At 54.2% G+C, this 25975-nt stretch carries 27 protein-coding genes; 22 read left to right on the top strand and 5 right to left on the bottom strand.

From position 1 onward, the window contains the following. Nucleotides 1-20: 20 nt before the first annotated feature. A complete protein-coding gene (gene dnaA / locus BG910_RS04165) occupies nucleotides 21-1592 on the bottom strand; it encodes a chromosomal replication initiator protein DnaA (RefSeq protein WP_089035761.1) in 1572 nt (523 codons plus the stop codon). Between the two features lie 315 nt (nucleotides 1593-1907). Between dnaA and rpmH the strand changes: the two genes are divergently transcribed. The 4 genes from rpmH (at nucleotide 1908) to yidC (ending at nucleotide 4424) form a co-directional block, all read left to right on the top strand. Next, entirely contained in the window at nucleotides 1908-2042 is a 135-nt protein-coding gene (rpmH, locus tag BG910_RS04160) for a 50S ribosomal protein L34 (protein WP_002214728.1), read from the top strand. 2 nt (nucleotides 2043-2044) lie between these two features. After that, complete coding sequence (gene rnpA, locus BG910_RS04155) at nucleotides 2045-2383, top strand: ribonuclease P protein component (protein WP_089035760.1); 339 nt, start codon at nucleotides 2045-2047, stop codon at nucleotides 2381-2383. Next, entirely contained in the window at nucleotides 2383-2604 is a 222-nt protein-coding gene (gene yidD / locus BG910_RS04150) for a membrane protein insertion efficiency factor YidD (protein ID WP_089035759.1), read from the top strand. The genes rnpA and yidD overlap by 1 nt, the downstream gene beginning before the upstream one ends. Before the next feature lie 167 nt (nucleotides 2605-2771). Continuing rightward, nucleotides 2772-4424 (top strand): membrane protein insertase YidC, encoded by a 1653-nt coding sequence (gene yidC / locus BG910_RS04145; RefSeq protein WP_089035758.1) that lies wholly within the window; start codon nucleotides 2772-2774, stop codon nucleotides 4422-4424. Nucleotides 4425-4521: 97 nt separating this feature from the next. Here the strand turns inward: yidC and BG910_RS04140 are convergent, their stop codons facing one another. Further along, entirely contained in the window at nucleotides 4522-5232 is a 711-nt protein-coding gene (locus BG910_RS04140; protein ID WP_089035757.1) for an SAM-dependent methyltransferase, read from the bottom strand. A gap of 54 nt (nucleotides 5233-5286) precedes the next feature. Further along, nucleotides 5287-5877 carry a Maf family protein gene (locus tag BG910_RS04135; RefSeq protein ID WP_089035756.1) on the bottom strand — a complete coding sequence of 197 codons (591 nt, stop codon included), beginning with the start codon at nucleotides 5875-5877 and terminating at the stop codon, nucleotides 5287-5289. A gap of 53 nt (nucleotides 5878-5930) precedes the next feature. Here BG910_RS04135 and BG910_RS04130 point away from each other — a divergent pair, with 53 nt between their 5' ends. From BG910_RS04130 to mscL, 12 genes are all read left to right on the top strand, one after another. Continuing rightward, nucleotides 5931-6428 carry a YceD family protein gene (locus BG910_RS04130; RefSeq protein WP_089035755.1) on the top strand — a complete coding sequence of 166 codons (498 nt, stop codon included), beginning with the start codon at nucleotides 5931-5933 and terminating at the stop codon, nucleotides 6426-6428. Nucleotides 6429-6486: 58 nt separating this feature from the next. Then, complete coding sequence (gene rpmF, locus BG910_RS04125; RefSeq protein ID WP_089035754.1) at nucleotides 6487-6666, top strand: 50S ribosomal protein L32; 180 nt, start codon at nucleotides 6487-6489, stop codon at nucleotides 6664-6666. A gap of 107 nt (nucleotides 6667-6773) precedes the next feature. Beyond that, nucleotides 6774-7298 carry a phosphoribosyltransferase gene (locus BG910_RS04120; RefSeq protein ID WP_089035753.1) on the top strand — a complete coding sequence of 175 codons (525 nt, stop codon included), beginning with the start codon at nucleotides 6774-6776 and terminating at the stop codon, nucleotides 7296-7298. A gap of 311 nt (nucleotides 7299-7609) precedes the next feature. Next, entirely contained in the window at nucleotides 7610-8689 is a 1080-nt protein-coding gene (gene plsX, locus BG910_RS04115; RefSeq protein ID WP_089035752.1) for a phosphate acyltransferase PlsX, read from the top strand. A gap of 459 nt (nucleotides 8690-9148) precedes the next feature. Then, nucleotides 9149-11434, top strand: a complete 2286-nt coding sequence (locus tag BG910_RS04110) for a Tex family protein (RefSeq protein WP_089035751.1) — start codon at nucleotides 9149-9151, stop codon at nucleotides 11432-11434. A 253-nt stretch (nucleotides 11435-11687) separates the two neighbouring features. Continuing rightward, the gene (locus BG910_RS04105) at nucleotides 11688-12947 is read left to right on the top strand and encodes an AAA family ATPase (protein ID WP_089035750.1); all 1260 of its coding nucleotides are present in this window, start codon (nucleotides 11688-11690) and stop codon (nucleotides 12945-12947) included. 1 nt (nucleotide 12948) lies between these two features. Then, nucleotides 12949-13611 (top strand): RloB family protein, encoded by a 663-nt coding sequence (locus BG910_RS04100; RefSeq protein WP_089035749.1) that lies wholly within the window; start codon nucleotides 12949-12951, stop codon nucleotides 13609-13611. A 71-nt stretch (nucleotides 13612-13682) separates the two neighbouring features. Continuing rightward, nucleotides 13683-14135, top strand: a complete 453-nt coding sequence (locus tag BG910_RS04095; RefSeq protein WP_267897797.1) for an REP-associated tyrosine transposase — start codon at nucleotides 13683-13685, stop codon at nucleotides 14133-14135. A gap of 233 nt (nucleotides 14136-14368) precedes the next feature. Further along, complete coding sequence (locus tag BG910_RS04090) at nucleotides 14369-15388, top strand: virulence RhuM family protein (RefSeq protein WP_089035747.1); 1020 nt, start codon at nucleotides 14369-14371, stop codon at nucleotides 15386-15388. Next, nucleotides 15385-15966, top strand: a complete 582-nt coding sequence (locus tag BG910_RS04085) for a uracil-DNA glycosylase family protein (protein ID WP_089035746.1) — start codon at nucleotides 15385-15387, stop codon at nucleotides 15964-15966. The genes BG910_RS04090 and BG910_RS04085 overlap by 4 nt, the downstream gene beginning before the upstream one ends. Nucleotides 15967-16108: 142 nt before the next feature. Further along, nucleotides 16109-16894 carry an enoyl-ACP reductase FabI gene (fabI, locus tag BG910_RS04080; RefSeq protein ID WP_089035745.1) on the top strand — a complete coding sequence of 262 codons (786 nt, stop codon included), beginning with the start codon at nucleotides 16109-16111 and terminating at the stop codon, nucleotides 16892-16894. Nucleotides 16895-17117: 223 nt separating this feature from the next. After that, complete coding sequence (gene mscL, locus BG910_RS04075) at nucleotides 17118-17558, top strand: large conductance mechanosensitive channel protein MscL (RefSeq protein WP_089035744.1); 441 nt, start codon at nucleotides 17118-17120, stop codon at nucleotides 17556-17558. Nucleotides 17559-17635: 77 nt separating this feature from the next. Here the strand turns inward: mscL and pdxA are convergent, their stop codons facing one another. Continuing rightward, nucleotides 17636-18631: a 4-hydroxythreonine-4-phosphate dehydrogenase PdxA gene (pdxA, locus tag BG910_RS04070; RefSeq protein ID WP_089035743.1), complete on the bottom strand. Its 996-nt coding sequence runs from the start codon at nucleotides 18629-18631 to the stop codon at nucleotides 17636-17638. A 218-nt stretch (nucleotides 18632-18849) separates the two neighbouring features. Then, entirely contained in the window at nucleotides 18850-19914 is a 1065-nt protein-coding gene (gene fba / locus BG910_RS04065; protein ID WP_089035742.1) for a class II fructose-bisphosphate aldolase, read from the bottom strand. A gap of 317 nt (nucleotides 19915-20231) precedes the next feature. Here fba and BG910_RS04060 point away from each other — a divergent pair, with 317 nt between their 5' ends. The 6 genes from BG910_RS04060 (at nucleotide 20232) to fabF (ending at nucleotide 25906) form a co-directional block, all read left to right on the top strand. Next, nucleotides 20232-20501, top strand: coding sequence for a hypothetical protein (locus BG910_RS04060; RefSeq protein WP_157694020.1), 270 nt, complete (start codon nucleotides 20232-20234; stop codon nucleotides 20499-20501). 17 nt (nucleotides 20502-20518) lie between these two features. Continuing rightward, on the top strand, nucleotides 20519-20947 hold the full coding sequence (locus BG910_RS04055) for an acyl-CoA thioesterase (protein WP_089035740.1): 429 nt from the start codon (nucleotides 20519-20521) through the stop codon (nucleotides 20945-20947). Between the two features lie 3 nt (nucleotides 20948-20950). Beyond that, nucleotides 20951-21850: a tyrosine recombinase XerC gene (gene xerC, locus BG910_RS04050; RefSeq protein WP_089035739.1), complete on the top strand. Its 900-nt coding sequence runs from the start codon at nucleotides 20951-20953 to the stop codon at nucleotides 21848-21850. Between the two features lie 116 nt (nucleotides 21851-21966). Next, nucleotides 21967-23982, top strand: coding sequence for a prolyl oligopeptidase family serine peptidase (locus BG910_RS04045; RefSeq protein ID WP_089037132.1), 2016 nt, complete (start codon nucleotides 21967-21969; stop codon nucleotides 23980-23982). Between the two features lie 262 nt (nucleotides 23983-24244). Continuing rightward, the gene (gene acpP / locus BG910_RS04040) at nucleotides 24245-24481 is read left to right on the top strand and encodes an acyl carrier protein (protein ID WP_089035738.1); all 237 of its coding nucleotides are present in this window, start codon (nucleotides 24245-24247) and stop codon (nucleotides 24479-24481) included. A 177-nt stretch (nucleotides 24482-24658) separates the two neighbouring features. Beyond that, nucleotides 24659-25906 (top strand): beta-ketoacyl-ACP synthase II, encoded by a 1248-nt coding sequence (fabF, locus tag BG910_RS04035; RefSeq protein WP_089035737.1) that lies wholly within the window; start codon nucleotides 24659-24661, stop codon nucleotides 25904-25906. The last annotated feature ends 69 nt before the right edge of the window (nucleotides 25907-25975 follow it).

The following is a 25975-nucleotide window of genomic DNA, read 5'->3' as shown; positions in this document are numbered from 1 at the left end:
CCGTCTGAAAAATCAGAACATCAGTTCTGTATCATAATCAGCAGTTTTTCGTAATCCTGCGCCAACTCGGGGTCGTCTTCGCGCAATTTCGCCACGGCTTTCACCCCGTGCATGACCGTGGTGTGGTCGCGCCCGCCGAACGCATCGCCGATGGAAGGCAGGCTCAGATTGGTCAGCTCTTTGGTCAGGCTCATCGCCACCTGGCGCGGGCGGGCGATGTTGCGGGTGCGCTTTTTGCCGAGTATGTCGCTGATTTTGATGCGGTAATACTTGGCGGTGGCGTCGATAATGATGTCGGCGGTAATGACTTTGTGCCTGACCGCAATAATATCCTGCAAGGCTTCGCGCGCCAAGTCGATGTCGATGGGCTTGTTCATAAATCGGCTGCTGGCGCTGACGCGGTTGAACGCGCCTTCCAGCTCGCGCACGTTGGAGCGTATCAGGTTGGCGATGAAAAACGCAGCTTCTTCGGTCAGGCTGACATTGGCGGATTCGGCTTTTTTCTGAAGAATGGCAACGCGCATTTCGAGTTCGGGCGGCTCGAGTTCGAGCGTCAAACCCCATGAAAACCGCGATTTGAGGCGGTCGTCCATGTCTTCGATTTTGGCGGGCAAAACGTCGCAGGTAAGAATGAGCTGCTTTTTCTCGTTGTGGAAGTGGTTGTAAAGATAGAAGAATTCTTCCATCGTGCGGTCTTTGCCTTTGATGAACTGGATGTCGTCGATAATCAGCAAATCGTATTGTTTGAACTGCTGTTTGAACGTATCAAAGGTGTTGGTGCGCGCGGCGACCATCAGGCTGCGGATGTAGTCGTCGGCGTGCATATAGCGCACTTTTGCATCGGGCTTGTTTTTCAAAAGCTCGTTGCCGATGGCCTGAACAAGGTGGGTTTTACCCAAGCCCGTGCTGCCGTAGAGGAAAAACGGGTTATAGCTCTGACCCGGATTTTCCGCGATAGACTGCGCAGCGGCGGCGGCGATGCGGTTGCCCTTGCCCTCGACCAGCGTTTCAAATGTGTAGTCGCACGAGAGGTTGGTTTGGTTGTAGCGCGATTCTTCCGCCTCGCGTTTGGCTTCGGTTTTGACTTTGCCCGGCGCGCGTTTGCTGTCGGCGGGTTCGGCTTTCTGCTGCGATTCGGCAGGCAGCGATTTCAAGCGCGCGGCAACGATGTCGGCGGCGGATTTTTTGGCGGCGGGTTTGGCGCTGCGTTCGGTTTCAGACGGCCTGTTCTCGTGCGCAATACCGGCTTTCGGCGCATCGGCTTCGTTGTTTTTGGCTTCGCTGTTTTCAGACGGCACGGCAATGTTTTCATTTCCATCAGCCGCGCTTTCCGCCATTTCATAATGCCGTCCCGTGCCTGCTTTAAACGCAAACGCCGCCTGCTGCGGAGCCAGCTCGGCGCGCACGGCGTCGATTTTGGCGGCAAACTGCGATTTGAGCATATTGCAGGCAAACTGGTTTTTGCCGTACACCACCCACGCGCCGTCTTCCTCGCCCACGGTCAGCGGCGCAATCCATTGCTGGAACTGCTGCTGCGGCAGGGTATCGTGGAGTTTGCGCAGGCATTGCGGCCAAAATTCAGCTAAGGTCATGGAGCGGCTCACGGTCGGAAAGATGGGTAGGGTGAGGCCGTCTGAAAAAGAAAATGGCGGGAAAAATGCAAAAAATCAGAAGGATAAACAGCGCAACTGATTTCTTCAGACGGCCTGTTGTGCGGAAATACACAGGTCTTGCGATTATACCGATTTTTATCCACAGCCGCAGTAGAATTTTTATCCACAGGCGCGCGACGGACATTGCGGCGGGTGCGCGGAAAATTTTGCCGCAAAGTTTTATATTGATTGACAAAAGCGGCAAAATCGGTTGTAATCTGCGGTTTAATTCTCTACCGAATTTTAGGAAAAATCATGAAACGTACTTATCAACCTTCCGTTACCAAACGCAAACGCACCCACGGCTTCCTGGTCCGCTCCAAAACCCGCGGCGGCCGTGCCGTATTGGCTGCGCGCCGTGCCAAAGGCCGCAAACGTTTGGCTGTGTAATCTTGGATTACGGTTTCGGCAAGCGTTACCGCTTATTAAAAACGGATGATTTTTCATCCGTTTTTGCGTTTAAAAAGCGGCGCAGCAGCGCGATGCTTCAGGTTTACCGTTCGGAAGCCAACGGTCTGAATCATGCGCGGCTGGGTTTGGTGGTCAGCAAAAAAACCGCCAAGCGCGCGCATGAGCGCAATTATATGAAACGGGTCTTGCGCGACTGGTTCCGCTTAAACAAAGCCACATTGCCCCCGCAGGATTTTGTGGTCAGGGTCGCGCGCGCGTTCAACCGCGAAACCGCCGCTGAAGCCCGCGCCCAGCTGGCGCAACTGCTGGCGAAGCGATAATGGCAGATTTACCCGCCAAACTGCTGCTCGCGCTGATTAAGTTTTACCAATATGCAGTCAGCCCGCTGATTCCGCCGCGCTGCCGCTTTACGCCGACCTGTTCGCAATACGCGTTGGAAGCGGTGAGAAAATACGGCGCGTTGAAAGGCGGCTGGCTGGCGTTCAAACGCATCTGCCGCTGCCATCCGCTCGGCGGCTGCGGACACGACCCTGTACCGTAGGTTGGCAGAGCCGTCTGAAAAAACGGGCGCCTGTTTTTAATCAAACCGCCCGGCAGGCGGATACGGGCGGCGGCTAAGTTTCCTTTTATTTTTAACGGACTACTATATAATGCCGTCTGAAACAGCGGCGCAAGCCCTGTCCCCCTTGTTTAATTTGGGAAATTCTCATGGATTTTAAAAGACTTATGGCATTTTTTGCCATTGCTTTGGCGATTTTGATGGGTTGGGAAAAACTGTTCCCGTCGCCGAAGCCCGCGCAGCAGGCGCAACAGCAAGCCGCGCAACGGCAGCAGGCCGCCGCGGCAACCGCAAAGGCCGAAGCCGCGCTGGCGCCCGCTGCGCCGATTACCGTGATGACCGATACGGTCAAAGCCGTTATCGATGAGAAAAGCGGTGATTTGCGCCGGCTTACGCTGTTGAAATACGAAGCCAACGGCGACGGCAACAAACCGTTTGTTCTATTTAACGACAGCAAAGAATATACCTATGTTGCCCAGTCCGAACTTTTAGACGCGCAGGGCAACAATATTCTGCAAGGCGTGGCCTTTACTTCGCCGCAGAAACAGTACACCCTCAACGGCGACAAAGTCGAAGTCCGCCTGACCGCGCCCGAAACCAAAGGTTTGAAAATCGACAAGGTTTACACCTTTACCAAAGGCAGCTATCTGGTCAACGTGCGTTTCGACGTGAACAATGCCGGTGCGCAGCCCGCCAACTTGACCGCCGACTACCGCATCGTGCGCGACGGCAGTAAGCCCGAAGGTCAGGGTTATTTTACCCAGTCTTATGTCGGTCCCGTGGTGTACACGCCCGAAGGCGAGTTCCAGAAAGTGCAGTTTTCCGACTTGGACAGCGATGCCAAATCCGGCAAAAACGAAGCTGATTACGTCCGCAAAACCCACACCGGCTGGCTGGGCATGATCGAGCACCATTTTATGTCCACCTGGATTCTTCAGCCCAAAGGTGCGCAGCAGAGCGTTTGTGCGGCCGGCGACTGTCGCATCGACATCAAACGCCGCGGCGACAATCTGTATAGCGCGGCTGTGAGCGTGCCGATGGCGGCTGTTCCCAATGGCGGAAAAGGCACGATGTCGGTCAACCTCTATGCCGGCCCGCAAACTACCAGCGTGATTGCCGACGTTGCCGACAATCTGCAACTGGCGAAAGACTACGGCAAAGTGCATTGGTTTGCCTCGCCGCTGTTCTGGCTTCTGAACCAACTGCACAACCTAATCGGCAACTGGGGCTGGGCGATTGTCGCGCTGACCTGCATCGTCAAAGCCGTGTTGTTCCCGCTGACCAACGCTTCTTACCGCTCGATGGCGAAAATGCGCGCCGTCGCGCCCAAACTGGAAGCACTGAAAGCCAAATACGGCGACGACCGCATGGCGCTGCAACAAGCCATGATGCAGATGTATAAAGACGAGAAAATCAACCCGCTGGGCGGCTGCCTGCCCATGCTGTTGCAGATTCCCGTGTTCATCGGCCTTTACTGGGCGCTGTTTGCCTCGGTCGAACTGCGCCAAGCGCCGTGGCTGGGTTGGATTACCGACCTGAGCCGCACCGATCCTTATTACATCCTGCCGCTGATTATGGCTGTGACCATGATTGCGCAAACCTACCTCAACCCGCCGCCGACCGACCCGATGCAGGCGAAAATGATGAAAATCATGCCGATTGTGTTCTCTGTCATGTTCTTCTTTTTTCCCGCAGGTTTGGTGTTGTACTGGGTGGTCAATAACCTGCTGACCATCGCCCAACAGTGGTACATCAATAAAAGCATTGAAAAACAGCGCGCGCAAGGCGAAGTGGTTTCTTGATGCGGTATTAAGTAAAGATGCCGTCTGAAATTTTCAGACGGCATCTTTTGTTTTCGGTAATGGTGTCTGCAAATAATGGGTACGGATTTTCAATTCCTTATTCTGCATGCAATACAAAAATCGTCGGGCGCTTTTTCAGATTCGGCAACCCTTTCAATTTGCGCCAAGCGGCGACGGGCTGGCTGATGATGCTCTGTGTCGGCAGTGTCAGGTCGCAGGCGGTGCAGAGGCGGGTTTCGGGATGGAGGTGGGCAACGGCGTCGGCGAGCAGGGCGTCGTTGCGGTAGGGCGTTTCGATGAAAAGCTGGGTTTCGCAGCATTGGCGCGAACGCTGTTCCAACGCATTGAGCGCGGCGATGCGCTCGTTTTTTTCAGACGGCAGGTAGCCTTTAAACGCGAAATTCTGTCCGTTTGCGCCCGATGCCATCAAGGCCAGCAGCAGGCTGGAGGGGCCGACCAGCGGGCGGACTTCAAAACCGCGGCGGTGCGCCAGCGCGACCAAATCCGCACCCGGATCGGCGACGGCGGGGCAGCCGGCTTCGCTGAGCAATCCCATACTGCGGCCGTTTTGCAAGGGGCTTAGCAGCTCGGGTAGCGTTTTTTTGTCGGTGTGTTCGTTGAGCGTTTGCAAGTTTAACTCGCGTATCGGCGTGGTAATGCCCAGATGTTTCAAATGGGCGCGGGCGGTTTTTTCCGCTTCGATGACAAAATCGGTCAGGCCGGTAATCTGCGCCTGTTCGTGCGGCAGCAGACAGGGAGTGTCGGGTGCGCCGAGCGGGGTTGGGATGAGGTAGAGAACGGGGTTCATGATGTCCTTTCAGGCCGTCTGAAAACGGCGCCTGCCTAGATTTTCAGACGGCCTTTACAGAATTTCCACGCCTTCGTTGCGCAGAAAATCAATTAGTCGGAACAACGGCAGACCGATCAGGGCGTTTGGGTCGCGGCTGTCGATTTCCTCAATCAGCGCCGTGCCCAAGCCCTCGCTTTTCGCCGCGCCCGCACAATAGACAGCGTCGGGTTCGCGCGCCAGATAAGCGCGGATTTGCGCGTCGGTCAGCGTGCGCATGGTTACGGCGGTGTAATCGACGTGGGTTTGAATGCGGTTGGCGGCGGTATTCAAAAGCACGACGGCGCTGTAAAATTCAATCTGTTTGCCGCTGAGCGAAGCAAGCATTTGTTGCGCTGCGGCGACGTTCATCGGTTTGCCGAGCTGGCGGCCGCCGCACCATGCCACTTGGTCTGCGCCGATAACCAGCGCGCGCGGAAATTGCGCAGCCAGCGAACGGGCTTTGCCCTCGGCCAGGCGCAGCGCAGTTTGTTCCGCATTTTCGCCCGCTTGCGGCGTTTCGTCGAAGTCGGGCGAGGCCGTCTGAAAATCCAAACCCAGCCGCGTCAGTTGCGCGCGGCGGAATATCGAACCCGACCCTAAAACCAAAGGCAGTTTTTCACTCATTTTTGCTTAAAAATATTGACGTTAGACAGCCGAAATTATATCATACCCCGTTTATGTCAGACCCTAATTTGATTGACCCGAAGGTTTTCGCCGACGAAAAGCAGGCGCTGCAGGGCGGCTTCCGGCTGGACGAGTTGGACGAACGTGTTTGGTCGCACGACTTTTTCGCCGACAGAAAAAGCGCGGTTTCGTTTACGCTGCAAGGCGGACAAGACCGGCTGCACAGGCTGTTTCTCGATTTGACGGTAAAAGCGGAAATGCCGCTGGTTTGCCAGCGCTGCATCAAGCCCGTGCCGTTTGAATTAAACGATACCTGCCGGATTTTTCTGTTTGCCGACGAAGAAAGCCTCGACGAAGCCATGCTCGCCGACGACGAGTTGGAGGGTATGCTGCTGCAAGACGTTTTGGATGTCCGCAGCCTGGTGGAAGACCAGATTCTGATTGCGCTGCCTTATTCCCCGCGTCACGAAGATTGCGGCAATTCGGCGCTTGACGAGGTCAATCGGGACAAACCCAATCCTTTTGCCGTATTGGCGGGTTTGAAAAAATAGGCGGATGCCGCTGATTAGGTAAGATTAGGTTTACAGTTATTTATTTTAGGAGCTTGAAATGGCCGTTCAACAAAACAAAAAATCCCCCTCTAAACGCGGTATGCACCGCTCACACGACGCGCTGACCGCGCCTGCGCTGTCTGTCGACGGCAACACCGGCGAAGTACACCGTCCGCACCACATTTCGCCCAACGGTATGTATCGCGGCCGCAAAGTCGTTAAAGCCAAAGGCGAATGATTTTTCCCGACTGACTGAAAGCCAGCCTATTGCCATGCAATACTGGCTTTTTTGCATTACGCCGCCAAAGGCGGGTCGCTTTGTTCACTTGAAAATCGGGCAAGACCATGAAACAGAAAATCTGGTACACCTACGACGACATCCACCGCGTCATTAAAGGCTTGGCGGAGAAAATCCAAAATTCGGGCGTCCGTTACGATGCCATGATTGCCATCGGCGGGGGCGGCTTTATTCCCGCCCGTATGCTGCGCTGTTTTCTGGAGATTCCGATTTACGCCGTGACAACCGCTTATTACGACAGCGACAACGAAGGCCAAGTCACGGAAGAAGTGAAAAAAGTGCAATGGCTCGATCCCGTACCCGATGCGCTGAAAGGCAAAAACGTGCTGGTGGTCGATGAAGTGGACGACAGCCGCGTTACGATGGAATTTTGTCTGAACGAGCTGCTCAAAGAGGATTTCGCCACCGTCGGCGTTGCCGTTTTGCATGAAAAAATCAAAGAAAAAGCCGGCAAAATTCCCGAAGGCATTCCCTATTTCAGCGGCTTGACCGTGGAAGACTGGTGGATTAATTATCCGTGGGACGCGGAAGACATCGACGAACACAACCGTTTGGCCAAAGAGGGCTGCTAAACGCCGCAGGCCGTCTGAAAAACGTGCAAACGGCAGTTGGCGGTACAAATTTTTCAGACGGCCTTTGGGTATCCTTTGGGTATTTTGCAAAAGTTTCGGTCTGTTTAAACAGCTGTCTGAAAGCGGTTTGCGTGAATCGTTTTTCAAGCAATGCCGTCTGAAAACCATTTGTCGCAGAAGCGTCAAAACTGCCCCGTTCATTGGGACGAAGCGGTTTTGCCGATAGCTTAATTTTTGATTTTACTGACGTTTCCTGATTTCAGGCGGCCTGATGTGCCGATGCCGTCTGAAACCATAAAACGGAGAACCTTATGATTACATTGGCCGTAGATGCCATGGGCGGCGATGCCGGCCTGGCGGTTACCGTGCCCGGCGCGGCTGCTTTTCTGAAGCGCCAGCCAAACGTCCGTTTGATGATGGTCGGTGACGAAGCCGCCGTCGGCAAAGCCCTGCGCGAAGCAGGTGTGCCGATGGAGCGCGTCAGAATCGTTCATGCCGCTCAAGTGGTTGAAATGGACGAAGCGCCGCAGCTGGCGCTAAAAAACAAAAAAGATTCCTCTATGCGCGTTGCCATCAATCAGGTCAAGGAAGGAGTTGCGCAAGCTGCCGTATCCGCAGGCAACACCGGCGCACTGATGGCGACTGCGCGTTTTGTGCTCAAAACCATCCCGGGTATCGAACGCCCTGCGATTGCCAAATTCCTGCCTTCGGGCGAAAACCACCTCACGCTGATGCTGGATTTGGGCGCGAATGTGGACTGCACGCCCGACCAACTCGTGCAGTTTGCCGTTGTCGGCAGCGAGCTGGTGCAGGCGCTGCATCCCGAAAGAGGGCTGCCGCGCGTCGGCCTGCTCAACGTCGGCACGGAAGACATCAAAGGCACGGATACCGTCAAACAAACCTTCAAGCTGCTGAAATCCGGCAAGCTGAACTTTATCGGCAATGTTGAAGGCAACGACGTATTCAACGGTAAAATCGACGTCGTCGTCGCCGACGGCTTTGTCGGCAATATCATGCTGAAAACCATCGAAGGTGCCGTCAAATTCATGGGCGGCGCAATCAAGCAGGAATTTCAGCGCAACTGGTACAACAAACTTGCCGCCGTCGCTGCCTTGCCCGCGCTCAAAGGCATGAAGAGCAAACTCGATCCGCGTAAATTCAATGGCGCCATTTTCCTCGGCCTGCGCGGCGTCGTCGTCAAAAGCCACGGCGGCACCGACGAAGTCGGCTTTATGTACGCGCTCGAAGAAGCCTACCACGAAGCCGAAGCCGCCAGCCTGTCGAAAATCGAACAGGGTGTCGCCGCCCAGCTCGCCGCATTGGAAGAGGTGCGCGAACAGGAAGCCGCATTGGAAACCGCCGTTACCCATATCGGTACGGCGGCGGAGTGAATGGAGGTCATCTAAAAAATTATTTAACTGTATGATTTTATGGGAAATTAAATTTTAATGTAAGGCCGTCTGAAAGTTTTCAGACGGCCTTTGCTTTTCTCAGGTGCGGGTAAAACGGATTGGGGTTATTCGGTTTTATTTTCTGCCGAATGTTTGTGATGCCGGACATGCACAATCAGCAAGTTGATGAACAAAATCGGGCTGCCATAGTGAAGCAGGTGGGAATTCCGGTGCCTATGAGGGTGGCGGCGATAACCGTCAGCCAAAACAGCGTAGTCATTTCGGCTTTTTTAGTGCAGTTGTTCCGATGCAGGAAATGTACGCAGAGGCCGTCTGAAACCCCTTGTTTTTTTCGGACGGCCTCTACCAAATCCCTGTTTCCCAAGCAGGCATCCGCTTTGCCAAAGCCCCGCAAAACCGCTATCCTTTCCCCTTTTTGCAAACCCCAAAACCATCACCATGAACATCACCCGAATCATCGCCTCCGAACTCTCCGCCACCGTTTCCCAAATCCAAGCCGCCGTCGATTTGCTCGACGAGGGCGCAACCGTGCCGTTTATCGCCCGCTACCGCAAAGAAGCCACGGGCGGGCTGGACGATACGCAGCTGCGCACGCTGGCCGAGCGTCTGCAATACCTGCGCGAACTGGAAGAACGCAAAGCCACCGTGCTGAAAAGCATTGAAGAGCAAGGCAAACTTTCAGACGGCCTGCGCGAGCAAATCGAAGCCTGCGACAACAAAACCGCGCTGGAAGATTTATATCTGCCCTACAAACCCAAACGCCGCACCAAAGCGCAAATCGCGCGCGAAAACGGTTTGCAGCCGCTTGCCGACGTGCTGCTAGCTGACCAGTCGCAAGACCCGGAAACCGCCGCAAATGCCTACCTGAATGAGCAGGTGCCTGATAGCAAAGCCGCGCTGGACGGCGCGCGCGCGATTCTGATGGAACAGTTTGCCGAGGATGCCGAACTCATCGGCCGTCTGCGCGACAAGCTGTGGGCGGAAGCGGAAGTCCATGCGCAAGTGCTTGAAGGCAAAGAAAAAGACGGCGAAAAATTCAAGGATTATTTCGACCACCGCGAACCCGTGCGCACCATGCCCAGCCACCGCGCGCTGGCGGTTTTGCGCGGCCGCAACGAAGGCGTGCTGACCGTCGCGCTCAAATACCAGCCGGATGAAACGCTGGTTACCGAGCAAAGCGCGTATGAAAAAATCATCGCCGCGCATTTCAAGATTTCAGACGGCCACAAATGGCTGCGCGACACTGTGCGCCTGACCTGGCGGGCGAAAATCTTCCTATCGCTCGAACTCGACGCCTTGGGCCGTCTGAAAGAAAACGCCGACAGCGACGCAATTACTGTGTTTGCACGCAATCTCAAAGACCTGCTGCTTGCCGCGCCCGCCGGCCGCCTGCCCACCCTCGGCCTCGACCCCGGCTACCGCACCGGCATCAAAACCGCCGTGGTGGACGACACCGGCAAGCTGCTCGACACCGCCGTCGTCTATTTACATCAGGAAAACAACGCCTTGGCAACGCTCGCAGCCCTCGTGAAAAAATACGGCATCAAACTGATTGCCATCGGCAACGGCACCGCCAGCCGCGAAACCGACAAACTGGCGGGCGAACTCATCAAAGGCCTGCCGGAAGCGGGCTTGCACAAAATCGTCGTCTCCGAAGCCGGCGCATCCGTCTATTCCGCCAGCGAACTGGCCGCCAAAGAATTTCCCGAACTCGACGTCAGCTTGCGCGGCGCGGTTTCCATCGCCCGCCGCCTGCAAGACCCGCTCGCCGAACTCGTGAAAATCGACCCCAAATCCATCGGCGTTGGCCAGTACCAGCACGACGTCAACCAAACCCAGCTCGCCAAATCGCTCGATGCCGTGGTGGAAGACTGCGTGAACGCCGTCGGCGTGGATGTGAACACCGCCTCCGCGCCGCTGCTCGCCAGAATTTCAGGCCTAAACAGCACCTTGGCGCAAAACATCGTCGCCTACCGCGACGAAAACGGCGCGTTCGACAGCCGCCGCAAACTCCTCAAAGTGCCGCGCCTCGGTGAAAAAACCTACGAGCAGGCCGCCGGATTTTTGCGCATCAACGGCGGCAAAGAACCGCTCGACGCCAGCGCCGTACACCCCGAAGCCTACCCCATCGTCGCCAAAATGCTCGACGACCTGCACATCAGTGCCGCCGACCTCATCGGCAATCGCGACAAAATCCGCCAAATCAAACCCGCCGCCTACACCACCGACCAATTCGGCCTGCCCACCATCATGGACATCCTCGCCGAACTGGAAAAACCCGGCCGCGACCCGCGCGGCGAATTTCAGACGGCTTCATTCGCCGAAGGCATCAACGAAATCAGCGATTTACAGGCAGGCATGATACTGGAAGGCGTCGTCTCCAACGTCGCCAACTTCGGCGCATTCGTGGACATCGGCGTGCATCAGGACGGCCTCGTCCACATCTCCGCGCTCGCCGACAAATTCGTGCAAGACCCGCGCGAAATCGTCAAAGCCGGCGATGTGGTAAAAGTGAAAGTGCTGGAAGTCGATGCCGCGAGAAAACGCATCGCGCTGACCATGCGCCTGAACGACGACGCAGACAGCGGTTCGCCAAAAAACGGCAGGCCGTCTGAAAACGCCGCGAGAAACAACCGTTCAGGCAGCCTGAAAGATAAAGGGCAAAGGGAAAAAAACGTGGGCAATACCGCGATGGCGGATGCGTTTGCGAGGTTGAAAAAGTAAGGCCGTCTGAAAATGTGCCTGTCTGAAAAAACACTCCGACGGATTTCAGACAGGCATTTTGCATTTTAAGTAGATGGCAAGTAGCCCCACTATCTAAAGCTAAGGTTGTATTAAAGAGCCAGCCGAAAGCGTAACTGGTGATGGCTTGATAGGGAGTCAATTGCCTTAATTAAGTGTAAAAATTTTGCTTAACTACCTTTTTCATGCTATTTTTGGAAAAAATTTCCAAAAATAGCATGAAAAAGGGCTTTGTATGCTTATTGACTTCGCTGTGAGTAACTACCGTTCTTTCCGTGAACAACAAAATTTCAGTATGGTAAAAACAAAAGGTGATGAACAGCCAAGTAATACTTTCCGTATTGAAAGTATTAAGGGACTGGAACTGTTGAAAACATCAGCAATTTATGGCGCAAATGCAAGTGGAAAATCTAATTTCCTCAAAGCATTAAAAACAATGAAACGTATTGTTACCAATACTTCTCAACGTGGAGACAAACTGCCGCTCATTCCGTTTAAATTAGATAAAGCTTATCTAACTGAACCCACAGAATTCGAGATTACTTTTATTGTTCAAAATATTCGCTATCAATATGGGTTTAGTGCAACCGAAACACAGATTTTTGATGAATGGCTGTTTGCGTACCCTAAAGGCCATTCCCAAAAATGGTTTGAACGGGTGTGGGATGATGAAGAAAAAAAATATCATTGGAAGTTCAGTTCTTTTCTCTTAGGTACGAAACAGGTTTGGCAGCAAGCGACTAGAGATAATGCCTTATTTTTATCAACAGCAGTTCAGTTAAATAGCGAGCAGTTAAAGCCGCTATTTGATTGGTTCGATAATAACCTACTATTTAGTGGAGTTGATGGATTTGGACCTGAATATACTGCTCATCAATGTAATGAAGGTAAAAAAGAAAAAGTGATTAAGCTGTTAAAAGCTGCAGATTTTAATATTCACAATATTAACGTAGAAACAGAAGATTTTGATCCTTCTTTTTTTCCTGAGGATATGCCTGAAACATTGAAAAATCATTTGTTTGAAAAATTGAAAGATATTAAACACCTTAAATTAAAAACTGTTCATTACGATAATGATGGGAGTGAGGTGAATTTTGATTTCAATGATGAATCAGATGGCACTCAAAAATTCTTTTCATTTGTTGGTCCGATTTTAGATGTATTGGAAAACGGTTATACACTATGTATTGATGAACTGAATGTGAATATGCATCCTAAACTGGTTCAGTTTTTGGTTGAGTTATTCCATGACCAAGCCAGCAATCCGAAAAATGCCCAATTAATTTTTACCACGCATGAAACATCCATTTTGAATCAAAACGTTTTCCGTCGCGATCAAATTTGGTTTTGTGAAAGAGATAATAAACAGTCCTCTATCCTTTATCCTTTATCAGATTTCAGTCCCAAAAAGGGAAAAGAAAACTTGGAAGCAGGTTATTTATCCGGTCGATATGGGGCACTACCGTTTATCCATGCTTTTGATTTAGGGAGATAGTATGGGTAGCGATGATTTGTTTAAAAAGAAGAGAAAAGCTAGAAATACAAAAGAACTGAAACGGCAAAAAGATCGCAAATCATACAAACGGATTTTAATTGTTTGTGAAGGAGAAAAAACTGAACCGAATTATTTTATCGGTATACGGAGCTACTATCGTTTACATACAGCAAATATTGAAATCAGTGGTGATAAATGCGGCTCTGATCCTAAAAGTATTGTGAAGTATGCCAAACAGCGTTTTGGAGAGGAAAAAAACATAGGTAATGCCTTTGATGAAGTTTATTGTGTATTTGATAAAGACAGGCATACAAACTATCAAGAAGCAATAAATGAGCTGAAAAACAGTAGGGATAAAAATATCTTCCATGCTATAACATCTGTTCCGTGTTTTGAGTATTGGCTATTGTTACATTTTGAATATACAACTAAACCATACTCGGAACCGGCAGAAGTAATAAAACATCTAGAACAGTATTTGCCTGATTATGAAAAAGGAAAATTTGATATTTTTAAAGATTTAAGTGATTTAGATAAACAGCTAATGCATGCAATTGCATATGCGGAAAAAGCATTAAAAGAAACAGAAAGAGAAAATACTGATAACCCCTCAACACAAGTACATATTCTGGTTAAACGTTTAAAGAATTTAAATGAGCAATAAGGTTTCTTTGAAGGAATATATTATGTAATTTTATCACGGCGGTTCTGCAAAACCGCCGTTGTGATTGGCTGGTGCGGTATATCCATGAATTTCGCGAGGCCTATAGGGAAACTTTGCGGCATTGCCCGTTTGAAACCGTTGCGGTTACCGTCCTGCCCGACCATTTCCATCTGGTGCTGCGACTGCCTGACAACCGCAACGATTTTTCGCGTATCGTGCAGGTTCTGAAAACCAATTTTTCCAAACGCCTGCCTGAAAGCTGCCGCCGTCCGAATGCCAGCCAAAACGGGAAACGTGAAGCGGGCATTTGGCAGCAGCGGTTTTGGGAACATAAAATCCGTGACGATGCGGATTTGGAACGTCATGTTTTTTATACTTATTTCAATCCGGTAAAACACGGCTTGGTGCGGCAGGTGCGCGACTGGCCGCATTCTTCGTTCCACCGCGATGTGCAAAACGGGTTGTTTCCCGCCGATTGGGGCGGATGCCTGTCTGAAAATGTGCGGAATCTTTATCATGAGTAGGGTAAGTGTAAACCTGCCGTGTTGATTAAAGTGATAAATAATGGTGGGCTTACACCCACCCTACCGAAAGGCCGTCTGAAAAATGGCCATCGCCCCCCTTGCCCCCGTTCCCCCGTCCAACGCCACGCTTCTGATGCTCGGCTTCTTCCCAAAGTTGTAGGTACAGACCAAGCACAAAATAGCTGCGTATGAGAAAATTGTTTTATCAAACATTTAGGCAGCCTGAAAAAAACATGACTGACAACACCTTAATCCTCTACACCACTTCAGACGGCCTGTCCCAATTTATCTTGCGCGAGCTGGGCGGACAGCTTTGGCTTACGCAGGCGGAAATGGCCGAGCTGTATCAGACCAGCAAACAGAACATCAGCAAGCATATTGCCGCTGTTTTATCGGAAGGCGAATTGCTTGAAGCGGCAACTGTCAACTTTCAGTTGACAGTTCAAAACGAAGGCGGTCGCGAAGTCAGTCGTGAAATCGCACATTATTCGCTTCCGATGATTATCGCCGTCGGCTACCGCGTCCGTTCTACGCGCGGCACGCAGTTCCGCCAGTGGGCAACGCGCACTTTGGGCGAGTATCTGCAAAAGGGGTTTGTGCTGGATGACGAGCGTTTGAAAAATCCGCCGGTCGGCACGGTGCCGGCGCCGGATTATTTCGACGAATTGCTGGAACGCATCCGCGATATTCGTGCCAGCGAAAAGCGGGTGTATCTGCGTGTGCGGGAAATTTTCGCGCTGGCCGCGGATTATCAGCCGAGTTTTAAGGAAACCACGCAGTTTTTCAAAGTGATTCAAAACAAACTGCATTTTGCCGCAACGGGGCAAACGGCTGCCGAATTGGTGTTTCATCGTGCCGATGCGGACAAACCGTTGATGGGGCTGACCCATACGGCAGACGGCGGAGTGCGCAAAAAAGACATCAAAACCGCAAAAAATTATTTGCAGGAAAACGAAATCGGCGAATTAAACCGCATCGTCACCATGTGGCTGGATTTTGCCGAAGACCAGGCGCTGCGGAAAAAACAGGTTTTTCTGCGCGATTGGGTGGAAAAGCTGGATCAGTTTCTGCAATTCAACGACCGCGAAGTGCTGCAAGGTGCAGGAACAATCAGTAAAAAGCAGGCTGATGCCAAAGCGGAAGCCGAATATGAACGCTATCAGGCGGCGCAGCGGCAAATCAGGGAGATACGGGGAGAGCAGGATATTGCCGAACTGCTGCGTTATCGCGATGAAAGGCCGTCTGAAAAATGACTATTGAAACCCACCCCTTGCCGCCGTTCACCCCGCCTAACGCCAAGCTGCTGATGCTCGGTTCTTTCCCGCCGCCGCGCGCGCGTTGGAAGATGGAGTTTTATTACCCGAATTTTCAAAACGATATGTGGCGGATTTTCGGGTTGGTGTTTTTCGGGGACAAGGATTATTTCGTTGCCGAGGGCGGCAAGGCGTTTCGGGAAACGCTGTTGCGCGAATTTCTGGCGGATAAGGGGATTGGGGTTTACGACACGGCGTATCGGGTGCGGCGGTTGCAGGGCAATGCGTCGGATAAATTTTTGGAGGTTGTCGAAGCGGTAGATTTGGCGGCTTTGCTGGATAAGATGCCGCTGTGCCGCACGGTGATGACCACGGGCGAGCTGGCGACGGATACGCTGCTGTCGCTGATGCCGTCTGAAACGGCAAAGCCGAAAATCGGCGCTTACTCGGAGGCGGTGTTTTCAGACAGGCATTTGCGCCTCTACCGCCTGCCGTCGTCCTCGCGGGCGTATCCGCTGGCGTTGGAGAAAAAAGCGGCGGCATATGGGGCATTTTTTGCGGAAATAGGGTTGTTGTGAAAACAGGCCGCCTGAAAATTCAGACGGCCTGAAAGCGGTGCAGCAAAAGCCTTATCGCTTGTTTTCTATGCTAAAACCGATGCTTTGCGTTATAATGCTGCGTTTCAACCTACGCCATACCACTACGATTGAGGATTAAAAAATGGGTTTTCTGCAAGGTAAAAAAATTCTGATTACAGGCATGATCTCGGAGCGTTCGATTGCTTACGGAATCGCCAAAGCCTGCCGCGACCAGGGTGCGGAGCTGGCTTTTACTTATGTTGTCGACAAGCTGGAAGAGCGCGTGCGCAAAATGGCGGAAGAGTTCGGCTCCAAGCTGGTGTTCCGTTGCGATGTGGCCAGCGATGAAGAAATCAACCAAGTGTTTGCCGATTTGGGCAAACATTGGGATGGCTTGGACGGCCTGGTTCACTCCATCGGTTTTGCGCCGAAAGAAGCCTTGAGCGGCGATTTTCTCGACAGCATCAGCCGCGAAGCGTTTAACACCGCGCACGAAATTTCCGCATACAGCCTGCCCGCGCTGGCCAAAGCAGCGCGTCCGATGATGCGGGGGCGCAACGGCGCGATTGTGGCGCTGACCTACTTGGGCGCTGTGCGCGCGATTCCGAACTACAACGTGATGGGTATGGCCAAAGCCAGCCTGGAAGCGGGCATCCGCTTCACCGCTGCCTGTTTGGGCAAAGAGGGTATCCGCTGCAACGGCATTTCCGCGGGCCCGATTAAAACGCTGGCCGCTTCCGGCATCGCCGATTTCAGCAAACTCTTGGGTCACGTTGCCGCGCAAAATCCGCTCGGCCGCAACGTGACGATTGAAGAAGTCGGGAATACGGCGGCGTTTTTGCTGTCTGACTTATCATCGGGCATTACCGGTGAAATTACATATGTGGATGGCGGCTACAGCATCAACGCGCTGAACGACGAAGAGTAAGGCTCGGCGCGGTAATCGAAGGCCGTCTGAAATTGTGTGAAAATGTAACACGTAGTTTTCAGACGGCCTGTTTTTCGTATGAAATGGTAGGTTAAAGTGAAAAAGATTAAAGAAATTCAAAGTTTAACCTTTTTTAATGGTATTTAACCTATTGGTCGGTATCATGCCGACCGTTCGTTTTCATTAAGAAATTTTATTAACATAACATAATCAGGAGTTTGATATGTCTATTGCTTCAGAATTTAAAGCGTTTGTAATGCGCGGCAACGTGGTTGACTTGGCCGTCGGTATGGTCGTCGGTACAGCGTTCAGCGCCATCGTAAAATCATTGGTTGACGATGTAATCATGCCGCCGATCGGTATTTTGATCGGCGGCGTGGACTTCTCCAACCTGTTCCTGACCCTGAAAGACGGCGCGAAAGCGACCGAAGCCGGTTACGCCACTTTGGCGGCTGCCCAAGCCGACGGCGCGGTTACTTTGAACATCGGTCTGTTTATCAACAACATTATCAGCTTCCTGATTGTTGCTGCTGCAATTTTCATGGTTGTTAAACTGCTCAACTCTATGAAAAAACAAGAAGAAGCCGCTCCCGAAGCACCGGCAGAGCCTTCTGAAGAAGTATTGCTGTTGCGCGAAATCCGCGATTCTTTGAACAAAAAATAATTTGTTCTCGATATGAAAAAAGGCCGTCTGAAAAGTTTCAGACGGCCTTTTGGTTTTTCATCATAACGGGGGACATGCTAACCCTCATGCCCCGCCATCTCTAACGCTGTTTCCACCGCCACAATCAAACTGCCCGAATCTGCCCGTCCGCTGCCCGCCAAATCCAGCGCGGTGCCGTGATCGACGGAGGTTCGGATAAACGGCAGACCCAGCGTGATGTTTACGCCTTTGCCGAAACCCGCGTATTTCAGGGTCGGCAAGCCTTGGTCGTGGTACATCGCCAAAACCGCGTCGCCGTCTTTGAGGATAAACGGTTGGAAGACGGTATCCGCAGGATACGGGCCGCGCACGTCTATGCCGTCGGCGTGCAGGTTTTCCAGCGCGGGGATGATGACTTCGATTTCTTCGTGCCCCAAATGTCCGCCCTCGCCCGCGTGCGGATTCAAGCCCGTGACCAGAATGCGCGGCGCGGCGATGCCGAATTTGTCGCGCAAATCCGCGTGCAGAATGCGGGCGACCGATTCGACCCGCGGCTGCGTTACGGCGGCGGCAACGTCTTTCAACGGCAGATGCGTCGTTACCAGCGCCACGCGCAGTCCGCCGCCGGCGAGCATCATCACGACCTGCGGCGTGCCGCTTTTTTCCGCCAGATATTCGGTGTGGCCGCTGAAAAATCCGTGCGCCGCCGCGCCGTCGTTAATCACGCCTTTGTGCAGCGGCGCCGTAACCATCGCGGCAAACAGGCCGTCTGAAATGCCTTGGTGCGCCGTATCCAAAAGCCGCAAGACATAAGCCGCGTTTTGCGGATTCAGACGGCCTGCTTCGCAAGGCGCGTCCAGCGGAATATGAAACACTTCCAAAACACCGTCCGCCGCTTTTTCAGACGGCCTCTGCGGATCGAAATCCTGAAAAACGATGTTTTTCCCCAGTATTTGCGCCCGTGCTTTCAGCAGGTTTTTATCGCCCAACACCACGGCGCGGCAGGGTAAACCGGCGGCGGCCAAGTCCAAACAGATGTCCGGCCCGATGCCGGCGGGTTCGCCCGAGGTGATGGCGAGGAAGGGAAGGGTCATGGTTGTTCCTTTGTGTTTTCCGGCAGAAGAGGGCGGGGCGGTTGGAAAGTCTGCCCGCCGTCTGCCGGTTTCCGGTGACGGCATTGTACGCGCATCGGGCGTTCAAACTGCAAAATAAAACTTCAGGCCGTCCGAACATTCGTTTGCCGTACACAGCGGGTTGGCTGCGTTTGCGGCATCGAAGTTTTCAGACGGCCTCTTTACTACCCAAAAAATCCTTACTTCACAATCTGTTCCAACTCGCCTTTTGCGTAGCGCGTTGCCATTTTTTCCAGCGAAACCGGTTTGATTTTCGCCGCCTGGCCTTCACAGCCGAACGCCGTATAGCGGTCGATACAGACCTGTTTCATCGCTTCGACGGTTTTCGCCAGATATTTGCGCGGGTCGAATTCGGCGGGGTTTTCCGTCATAAATTTGCGGATGGCGCCCGTGCTGGCGAGGCGCAGGTCGGTGTCGATGTTGACTTTGCGCACGCCGTATTTGATGCCTTCGACGATTTCTTCCACGGGCACGCCGTAGGTTTCGCCGATGTTGCCGCCGTGTTCGTTGATCACTTTCAGCCATTCCTGCGGCACCGAGCTGGAACCGTGCATCACGATGTGCGTATTCGGCAGCGCCTCGTGGATTTCCTTGATGCGGTCGATGCGCAAAACGTCGCCGGTGGGCGGGCGGGTAAATTTATACGCGCCGTGTGACGTGCCGACGGCGATGGCCAGCGCATCCACGCCGGTGTCTTTTACGAAGCGCACAGCGTCTTCCACGCTGGTGAGCATTTGGTCGTGCGACAGCTTGCCGGCGGCGCCCACGCCGTCTTCCTCGCCCGCTTCGCCGGTTTCCAGATTGCCCAACACGCCGATTTCGCCCTCGACCGACACGCCGCAGGCATGGGAAAACTGCACCACGCGGCGGGTGACTTCGGCATTGTATTCGTAGGTGGACGGCGTTTTACCGTCTTCCATCAGCGAGCCGTCCATCATCACCGACGAAAAGCCGAGCTGGATCGAGCGCTGGCACACATCGGGCGATGCGCCGTGGTCTTGGTGCATCACCACGGGAATATGCGGAAATTCTTCGACCGCCGCCAAAATCAGATGGCGCAGAAACGGCGCACCCGCATACTTGCGCGCGCCCGCGCTGGCCTGCACAATCACGGGCGCGTTTACTTGGTCGGCGGCTTCCATGATGGCGCGCATTTGTTCGAGGTTGTTGACGTTGAAGGCGGGCAGGCCGTAGCTGTTTTCAGCCGCATGGTCGAGCAGTTGGCGCATGGATACTAGTGCCATAAGAATCTCCTGAATGGGGGGGAATAGAAATTTACGCTGAATTATAGTCGTTTCCGGGTTAAAAGACTACATGATGCTACATTATTTTTTGATGTTAACGAAATAAGTGTAGCATAGATGGAAACCGCGCAAATCTTTACGCAACGGCGGTTTGGCAGAGAAACGGATTTTTTTAGACGGCATGAGGGGCAGATGCTTGAGGCCGTCTGAAAATATGTCGGGGAAAACGGTCGCAGGGCAGGCTTTGCCGCTGCTCCGCTCTTACAGCGCTTGCAAAACGGCAAACAGCCCGCTTCCGCGGAGCAGGAACGCGTCTGTTGGACCGTAAAATATTTCAGACGGCCTCAAACATTCGAATGCCGTCTGAAAAGTTTGAAGTTCCGCAAATTTGTTCCCTCTTCCGCGGGAGAGGGCTGTTTGAATTTGAACAAACGCTTGTTGATAAACCTGCCGAACCGCTCGTACCAAGCAAAGTTGAAGCACTTGTGCCGAGCGGAGCCAAAGTACTTGTGCTGAGCGAAGTCGAAGCATTCAGGTGGCCTCATTTTCTTCCCCGCCCCAACCCGTTCTATAATAAGGCCGTCTGAAAACCGAAAGCCCGACCATGCCCCGCATCACCGTTCCCGCGCCCGAAAAAATCCTGTTTACCGCCGAAATACCCGTTACCATCGGCGACATCAATTACGGCGGGCATCTCGCCAACGATGCGGTTTTGCGGCTCTGCCACGAAACGCGCGTGCGCTGGTTGGCGGCAAACGGCTGGAGCGAACTCGATGCCGGCGGCGCGGGGCTGATTATGGCGGATGCGGCGGTGCGCTACCACGCGCAGGTGCGGCACGGCGACTGCTTGGCGGTGGAAATGGGCGCGGCGGATATCGGGCGCGGCGGGTTTAACCTGCTTTACCGCATCGTCCGCGTTTCAGACGGTCTCAAGATTGCCGAAGTCCAAACCGGCATGGCCTGTTTCGATTATGCCGCGCAAAAGGTCTGCCGCCTGCCCGAGACGCTGAAAACCGCGCTGGAGGCCGTCTGAAACATGAATACCGAAGATTTTTTTACCCATCAGCCGCGTTTTCTCAACACCCTGCGCCAACAGGGCAAATCGGCGCACACGCTTGCGGCCTATCAGCGCGATTTGGCGCAGCTCGAGCAGATTCTGCCCGAAAGGCCGTCTGAAAACGCGGATTTGAAACGCAGCGATTTTGTCGCCGCCCTCAAAAAGCTGTCGCAGCAAAACCTGAGCGAACGCAGCCTCGCGCGCAAACTTTCCGTGTGGCGGCAGTATTGCGGCTGGCTGGTGCGGCAGAACCTGATGACCGCCGATCCGACCGCCAACCTCAAAGCCCCCAAGCCGCCCGAACGTCTGCCCAAAGCGCTTCAGCAGGAGCCGCTCAACCAAATGCTCGACCGCACCCCCGCCGACACCCCGCTCGACGCACGCGATTCGGCCATTTTCGAGCTGCTCTACGGCAGCGGTTTGCGCCTGAGCGAAGTGCATGGTTTGGATGTGGACGATCTCTCGCTCGACGCGGGCTGGGTCAGCGTGACCGGCAAAGGCAACAAGCAGCGCCAAGTGCCGTTGGTTGCAAAAAGCATAGACGCGATAAAGGCTTACCTTCCGCAACGCGCCGCCGCCGCGGGTGAAGCCGCGCTCTTTACCAACCGCAACGGCACGCGTCTGGGCACGCGCCAAATCCAGAAACGCCTGCAGGAATGGGCGGTAAAACAAGGCAGCGCGCAACACCTCTCGCCGCATATGCTGCGCCACAGCTACGCCAGCCATGTCTTGCAGTCGTCCCGCGACATCCGCGCCGTGCAGGAACTTTTGGGGCACGGCAACCTCTCGACCACGCAGATTTATACCAAGCTGGATTTCGACCATCTGGCGCAGGTTTACGACGAATCGCATCCGCGCGCGCGGCGGAAGAGGGGATAAACAAAGGCCGTCTGAAAATTCAGACGGCCTGAAACTGCCGGACTTTGCCGCTACAATACCCGTTTCCAACCTTTTCAGGCAGCCTCATCTGCCAAACTGCTATGCACAACCCAACCATGCAAACCCAAACCGACCCGTTCCAGTTCCTCGAAAACCTCGACTCCCCCGACACACAAAATTTCGCCGCTGCCGCCCATGCCGAAACGCAGGCGCGGTTTTTGGAAAATGATGCGGCGAAATTCCTTTCAGACGGCATTCTTGCGCAGATGCAGGATACGCGGCAGATTCCGTTTTGTCAGGAACACCGCGCGCGGATGTACCATTTCCATCAGGATTCGGAACACCCCAAAGGCGTGTACCGCGTCTGCACGGCGGCGACTTACCGCAGCGGTTATCCCGAGTGGAAAGTGTTGTTTTCCGTGGCGGATTTCGACGAAATGCTGGGCGACGACGTGTATCTCGGCGGTGTGTCGCATCTGGTCGAACAGCCCGACCGCGCGCTGCTGACCCTGAGCCGTGCGGGCGGCGATACGGCCTACACGCTGGAAATGGATTTGGAGGCGGGCGCGCTGGTGGCGGGCGGTTTTCATTTTCCGGCGGGCAAAAACCATATTTCGTGGCGCGATGAAAACAGCGTCTGGGTCTGCCCCGCGTGGGACGGGCGCCAGCTCACCGAATCGGGCTATCCGCGCGAGGTCTGGCTGGTGGAACGCGGCCAGAGTTTTGAAGAAAGTACCCCTGTTTACCAAATCGCTTCAGACGGCATGATGGTCAACGCGTGGCGTTATCTCGATCCGCAGGGTTCGCCGGTGGATTTGATCGAGGCGTCCGACGGGTTTTACACCAAGACCTATCTTCAGATTACGAAAAACCTCGAGTCCAAACCGCTCAAGCTGCCCGCCGATTGCGACGTGGCGGGCTATCTCGCGGGCTGGCTGCTGCTGACGCTGCGCAAAGACTGGCAGCGCGCCAACCAAAGTTATCCCGCCGGCGCGTTGGTGGCGGTGAAGCTCAATAAGGGCGAACCCGGCGCGGCGCAGCTTTTGTTCGCCCCGGACGAAACGCAGGCGCTCGAGTGCGTGGAAACGACCAAACGCTTTGTGGTCGCGCATATTTTGGACAACGTCGAAGGCCGTCTGAAAGCATGGCGTTTTTCAGACGGCCTCTGGCAGGAAGCCGAACTGCCGCGCCTGCCGACAGGCGCGCTTGAGCTGACCGACCAGCCGTGGGGCGGCGACGTGGTTTACCTTGCCGCCAGCCATTTCACCGAGCCGCTCACGCTCTACGCGCTGGATTTGAACGTGATGGAACTCGCCGTCATGCGCCGTCAGCGTGCGCAGTTTGTTTCGGACGGCATCGAAGTGGCGCAATATCAGGCCGTTTCCGATGACGGCGAACGGATTCCTTATTTCCATGTTGGCAAAAAAGCGGACGCAAACACGCCGACGCTGGTGTACGTTTACGGCGGGTTCGGCGTGCCCGAACTGCCGCACTATCTGGGCAGCATCGGCAAATACTGGCTGGAAGCGGGTAACGCGTTTGTGTTGGCGAATGTGCGCGGCGGCGGCGAGTTCGGTCCGCGCTGGCATCAGGCCGCGCAGGGCTTGTCGAAACACAAAAGCGCCGAAGACCTGCTCGCCGTCGTCGCCGACCTCGCCCGCCGCGGCCTGACTTCGGCGGCGCACACCGGCATTCAGGGCGGCAGCAACGGCGGTTTGGTCGCCGCCATGGCGTTCGCAAAAAAACCGGAAAGTTTCGCCGCAATGGTTTGCGAAATGCCGCTCACCGATATGCTGCGCTACCCCCTGCTCTCCGCCGGCGCAAGCTGGACGGACGAATACGGCAACCCGCTCAAATACGGAATCTGCCGCGAATATTGGGCGCAGCATTCGCCGTACCATAACCTTTCAGACGGCCAAACCTACCCCCGCGCCCTCATTACCACCAGCCTCAGCGACGACCGCGTCCACCCCGCCCACGCGCTGAAGTTTTACGCCAAACTGCGGCAGACCGGCGCCGACTGCCGTCTCCATGCCCCCGACAGCGGCGGCCATACCGGTAACGGCACCCAGCGCGACGCCGCCGACGAATTGGCCTGCGTTTTGTCGTTTTTAAAAGAAACCCTCGCCTGAACAGCCGTGCCGTCTGAAAGAGCGGTTTTTCAGACGGCCGCAACGCCCGAAAACCGCGTTAACACTTTGATAAAACACAAAAACAAAAACCCGCTTGTAGGATAAAATCAGCCTATGCTAATATGCGCCGTAACAGAAAGAGTTCCCCCAAAGGCGCAGATTGCGCATTTTTAGATGGAAAACTCCAATCTGATTCGGTAAAATAACGCCGATTCCCTTTTCTTTTATCAAACCGCCGCAAGGCATATAAGGAACGACTGACATGTCAAACATCGAACAACAAGTTAAGAAAATTGTTGCTGAACAACTGGGCGTAAACGAAGCCGAAGTGAAAAACGAATCTTCTTTCCAAGACGATTTGGGCGCCGACTCTCTGGACACCGTTGAGCTGGTTATGGCTTTGGAAGAAGCCTTCGGTTGCGAAATTCCCGACGAAGAAGCCGAAAAAATCACCACCGTACAACTGGCTATCGACTACATCGCTGCCCACAACGGCTAAGACGGTAGCGAACGACACACCGGCCTCTGCTGCGTTCCCGCAACCAGAGGCTTTTAGCGTATTTAAGGAAGGCAGAAATTAGAGAAAAACTCTAATTTCAGGCCGTCTGAAACAACCGGACGAACCGCCGTTTTCAGACGGCATCACGCCGGAACGGAAACCAACAGCGAGATCAACATGAGTCAGAGAAGAGTCGTCATCACAGGTTTGGGACAGGTATCGCCCGTCGGCAACGACGTCGCAACCGCATGGAACAACCTTCTTGCAGGCAAAAGCGGCATCGGTAAAATCACCCGCTTCGACGCCTCCGAAATCAACAGCCGCATCGCCGGCGAAGTGCGCGATTTCGACATCGGCCAATACATCAGCAACAAAGAAGCCCGCCGTATGGACCTCTTCATCCACTACGGCATTGCCGCCTCTATGCAGGCCGTTGCCGACGCAGGCTTGGACGATATTCCCGACTTGGACAAAGACCGCGTTGGCGTCATCGTCGGCTCAGGCATCGGCGGCATGCCCAGCATCGAAGCCACCGGCGTCGCCGTACAAGAAGGCGGCCCCCGCAAAATCAACCCCTTCTTCATTCCCGGCTCGCTGATCAACCTCATCTCCGGCCACGTTACCATCCTCAAAGGCTACCGCGGCCCCAGCTACGGCACGGTTTCCGCCTGCACCACCGGCGCACACGCCATCGGCGACGCCGCCCGCCTGATCAAATACGGCGACGCCGACATCATGATTGCCGGCGGCGCAGAAGGCACCATCAACATGCTCAGCGTCGGCGGTTTCGCCGCCATGAAAGCCCTCTCCACCCGCAACGACGACCCAGCCGCCGCCTCCCGCCCGTGGGACAAAGGCCGCGACGGCTTCGTCATCGCCGAAGGCGCGGGCGTCTTGGTATTGGAAGAGCTCGAACACGCCAAAAAACGCGGCGCCACCATCTACGCCGAGTTGGCCGGTTTCGGCATGAGTTCCGACGCCTACCACATTACCGCGCCCAACGAAGAAGGCCCGGCGTTATCCGTTACCCGTGCCCTGAAAGACGCCGGCATCAACGCCGCCGACGTGGATTACGTCAACGCCCACGGCACCTCCACCCCGCTGGGCGACGCCAACGAAACCAAAGCCCTGAAACGCGCATTGGGCGACCACGCATACAAAACCGTGGTCAACTCCACCAAATCCATGACCGGCCACCTCCTCGGCGCCGCCGGCGGCGTAGAAGCGATTTACAGCATCTTGGCCGTATACAACCAAAAATCGCCGCCCACCATCAACCTGCAAGAGCAGGATACCGAAGGCGGCTGCGATCTCGATTACTGCGCCAACGAAGCGCGCGACATGAAAATCAACGTCGCCATCTCCAACTCCTTCGGCTTCGGCGGCACCAACGGCACGCTGGTGTTCAAAAAGTTTGAAGGCTAAATAATTGATGTAAAAAGACAACAGGCCGTCTGAAAACCATAGCGGATTTTCAGACGGCCTGAGACTTTT

This window comes from Neisseria chenwenguii (assembly GCF_002216145.1).
In the GTDB taxonomy this organism is placed as follows: Bacteria; Pseudomonadota; Gammaproteobacteria; order Burkholderiales; family Neisseriaceae; genus Neisseria; species Neisseria chenwenguii.
Note: the sequence above shows the minus strand (reverse complement) of the source record. Positions and strands in the feature narration are given on the sequence as shown.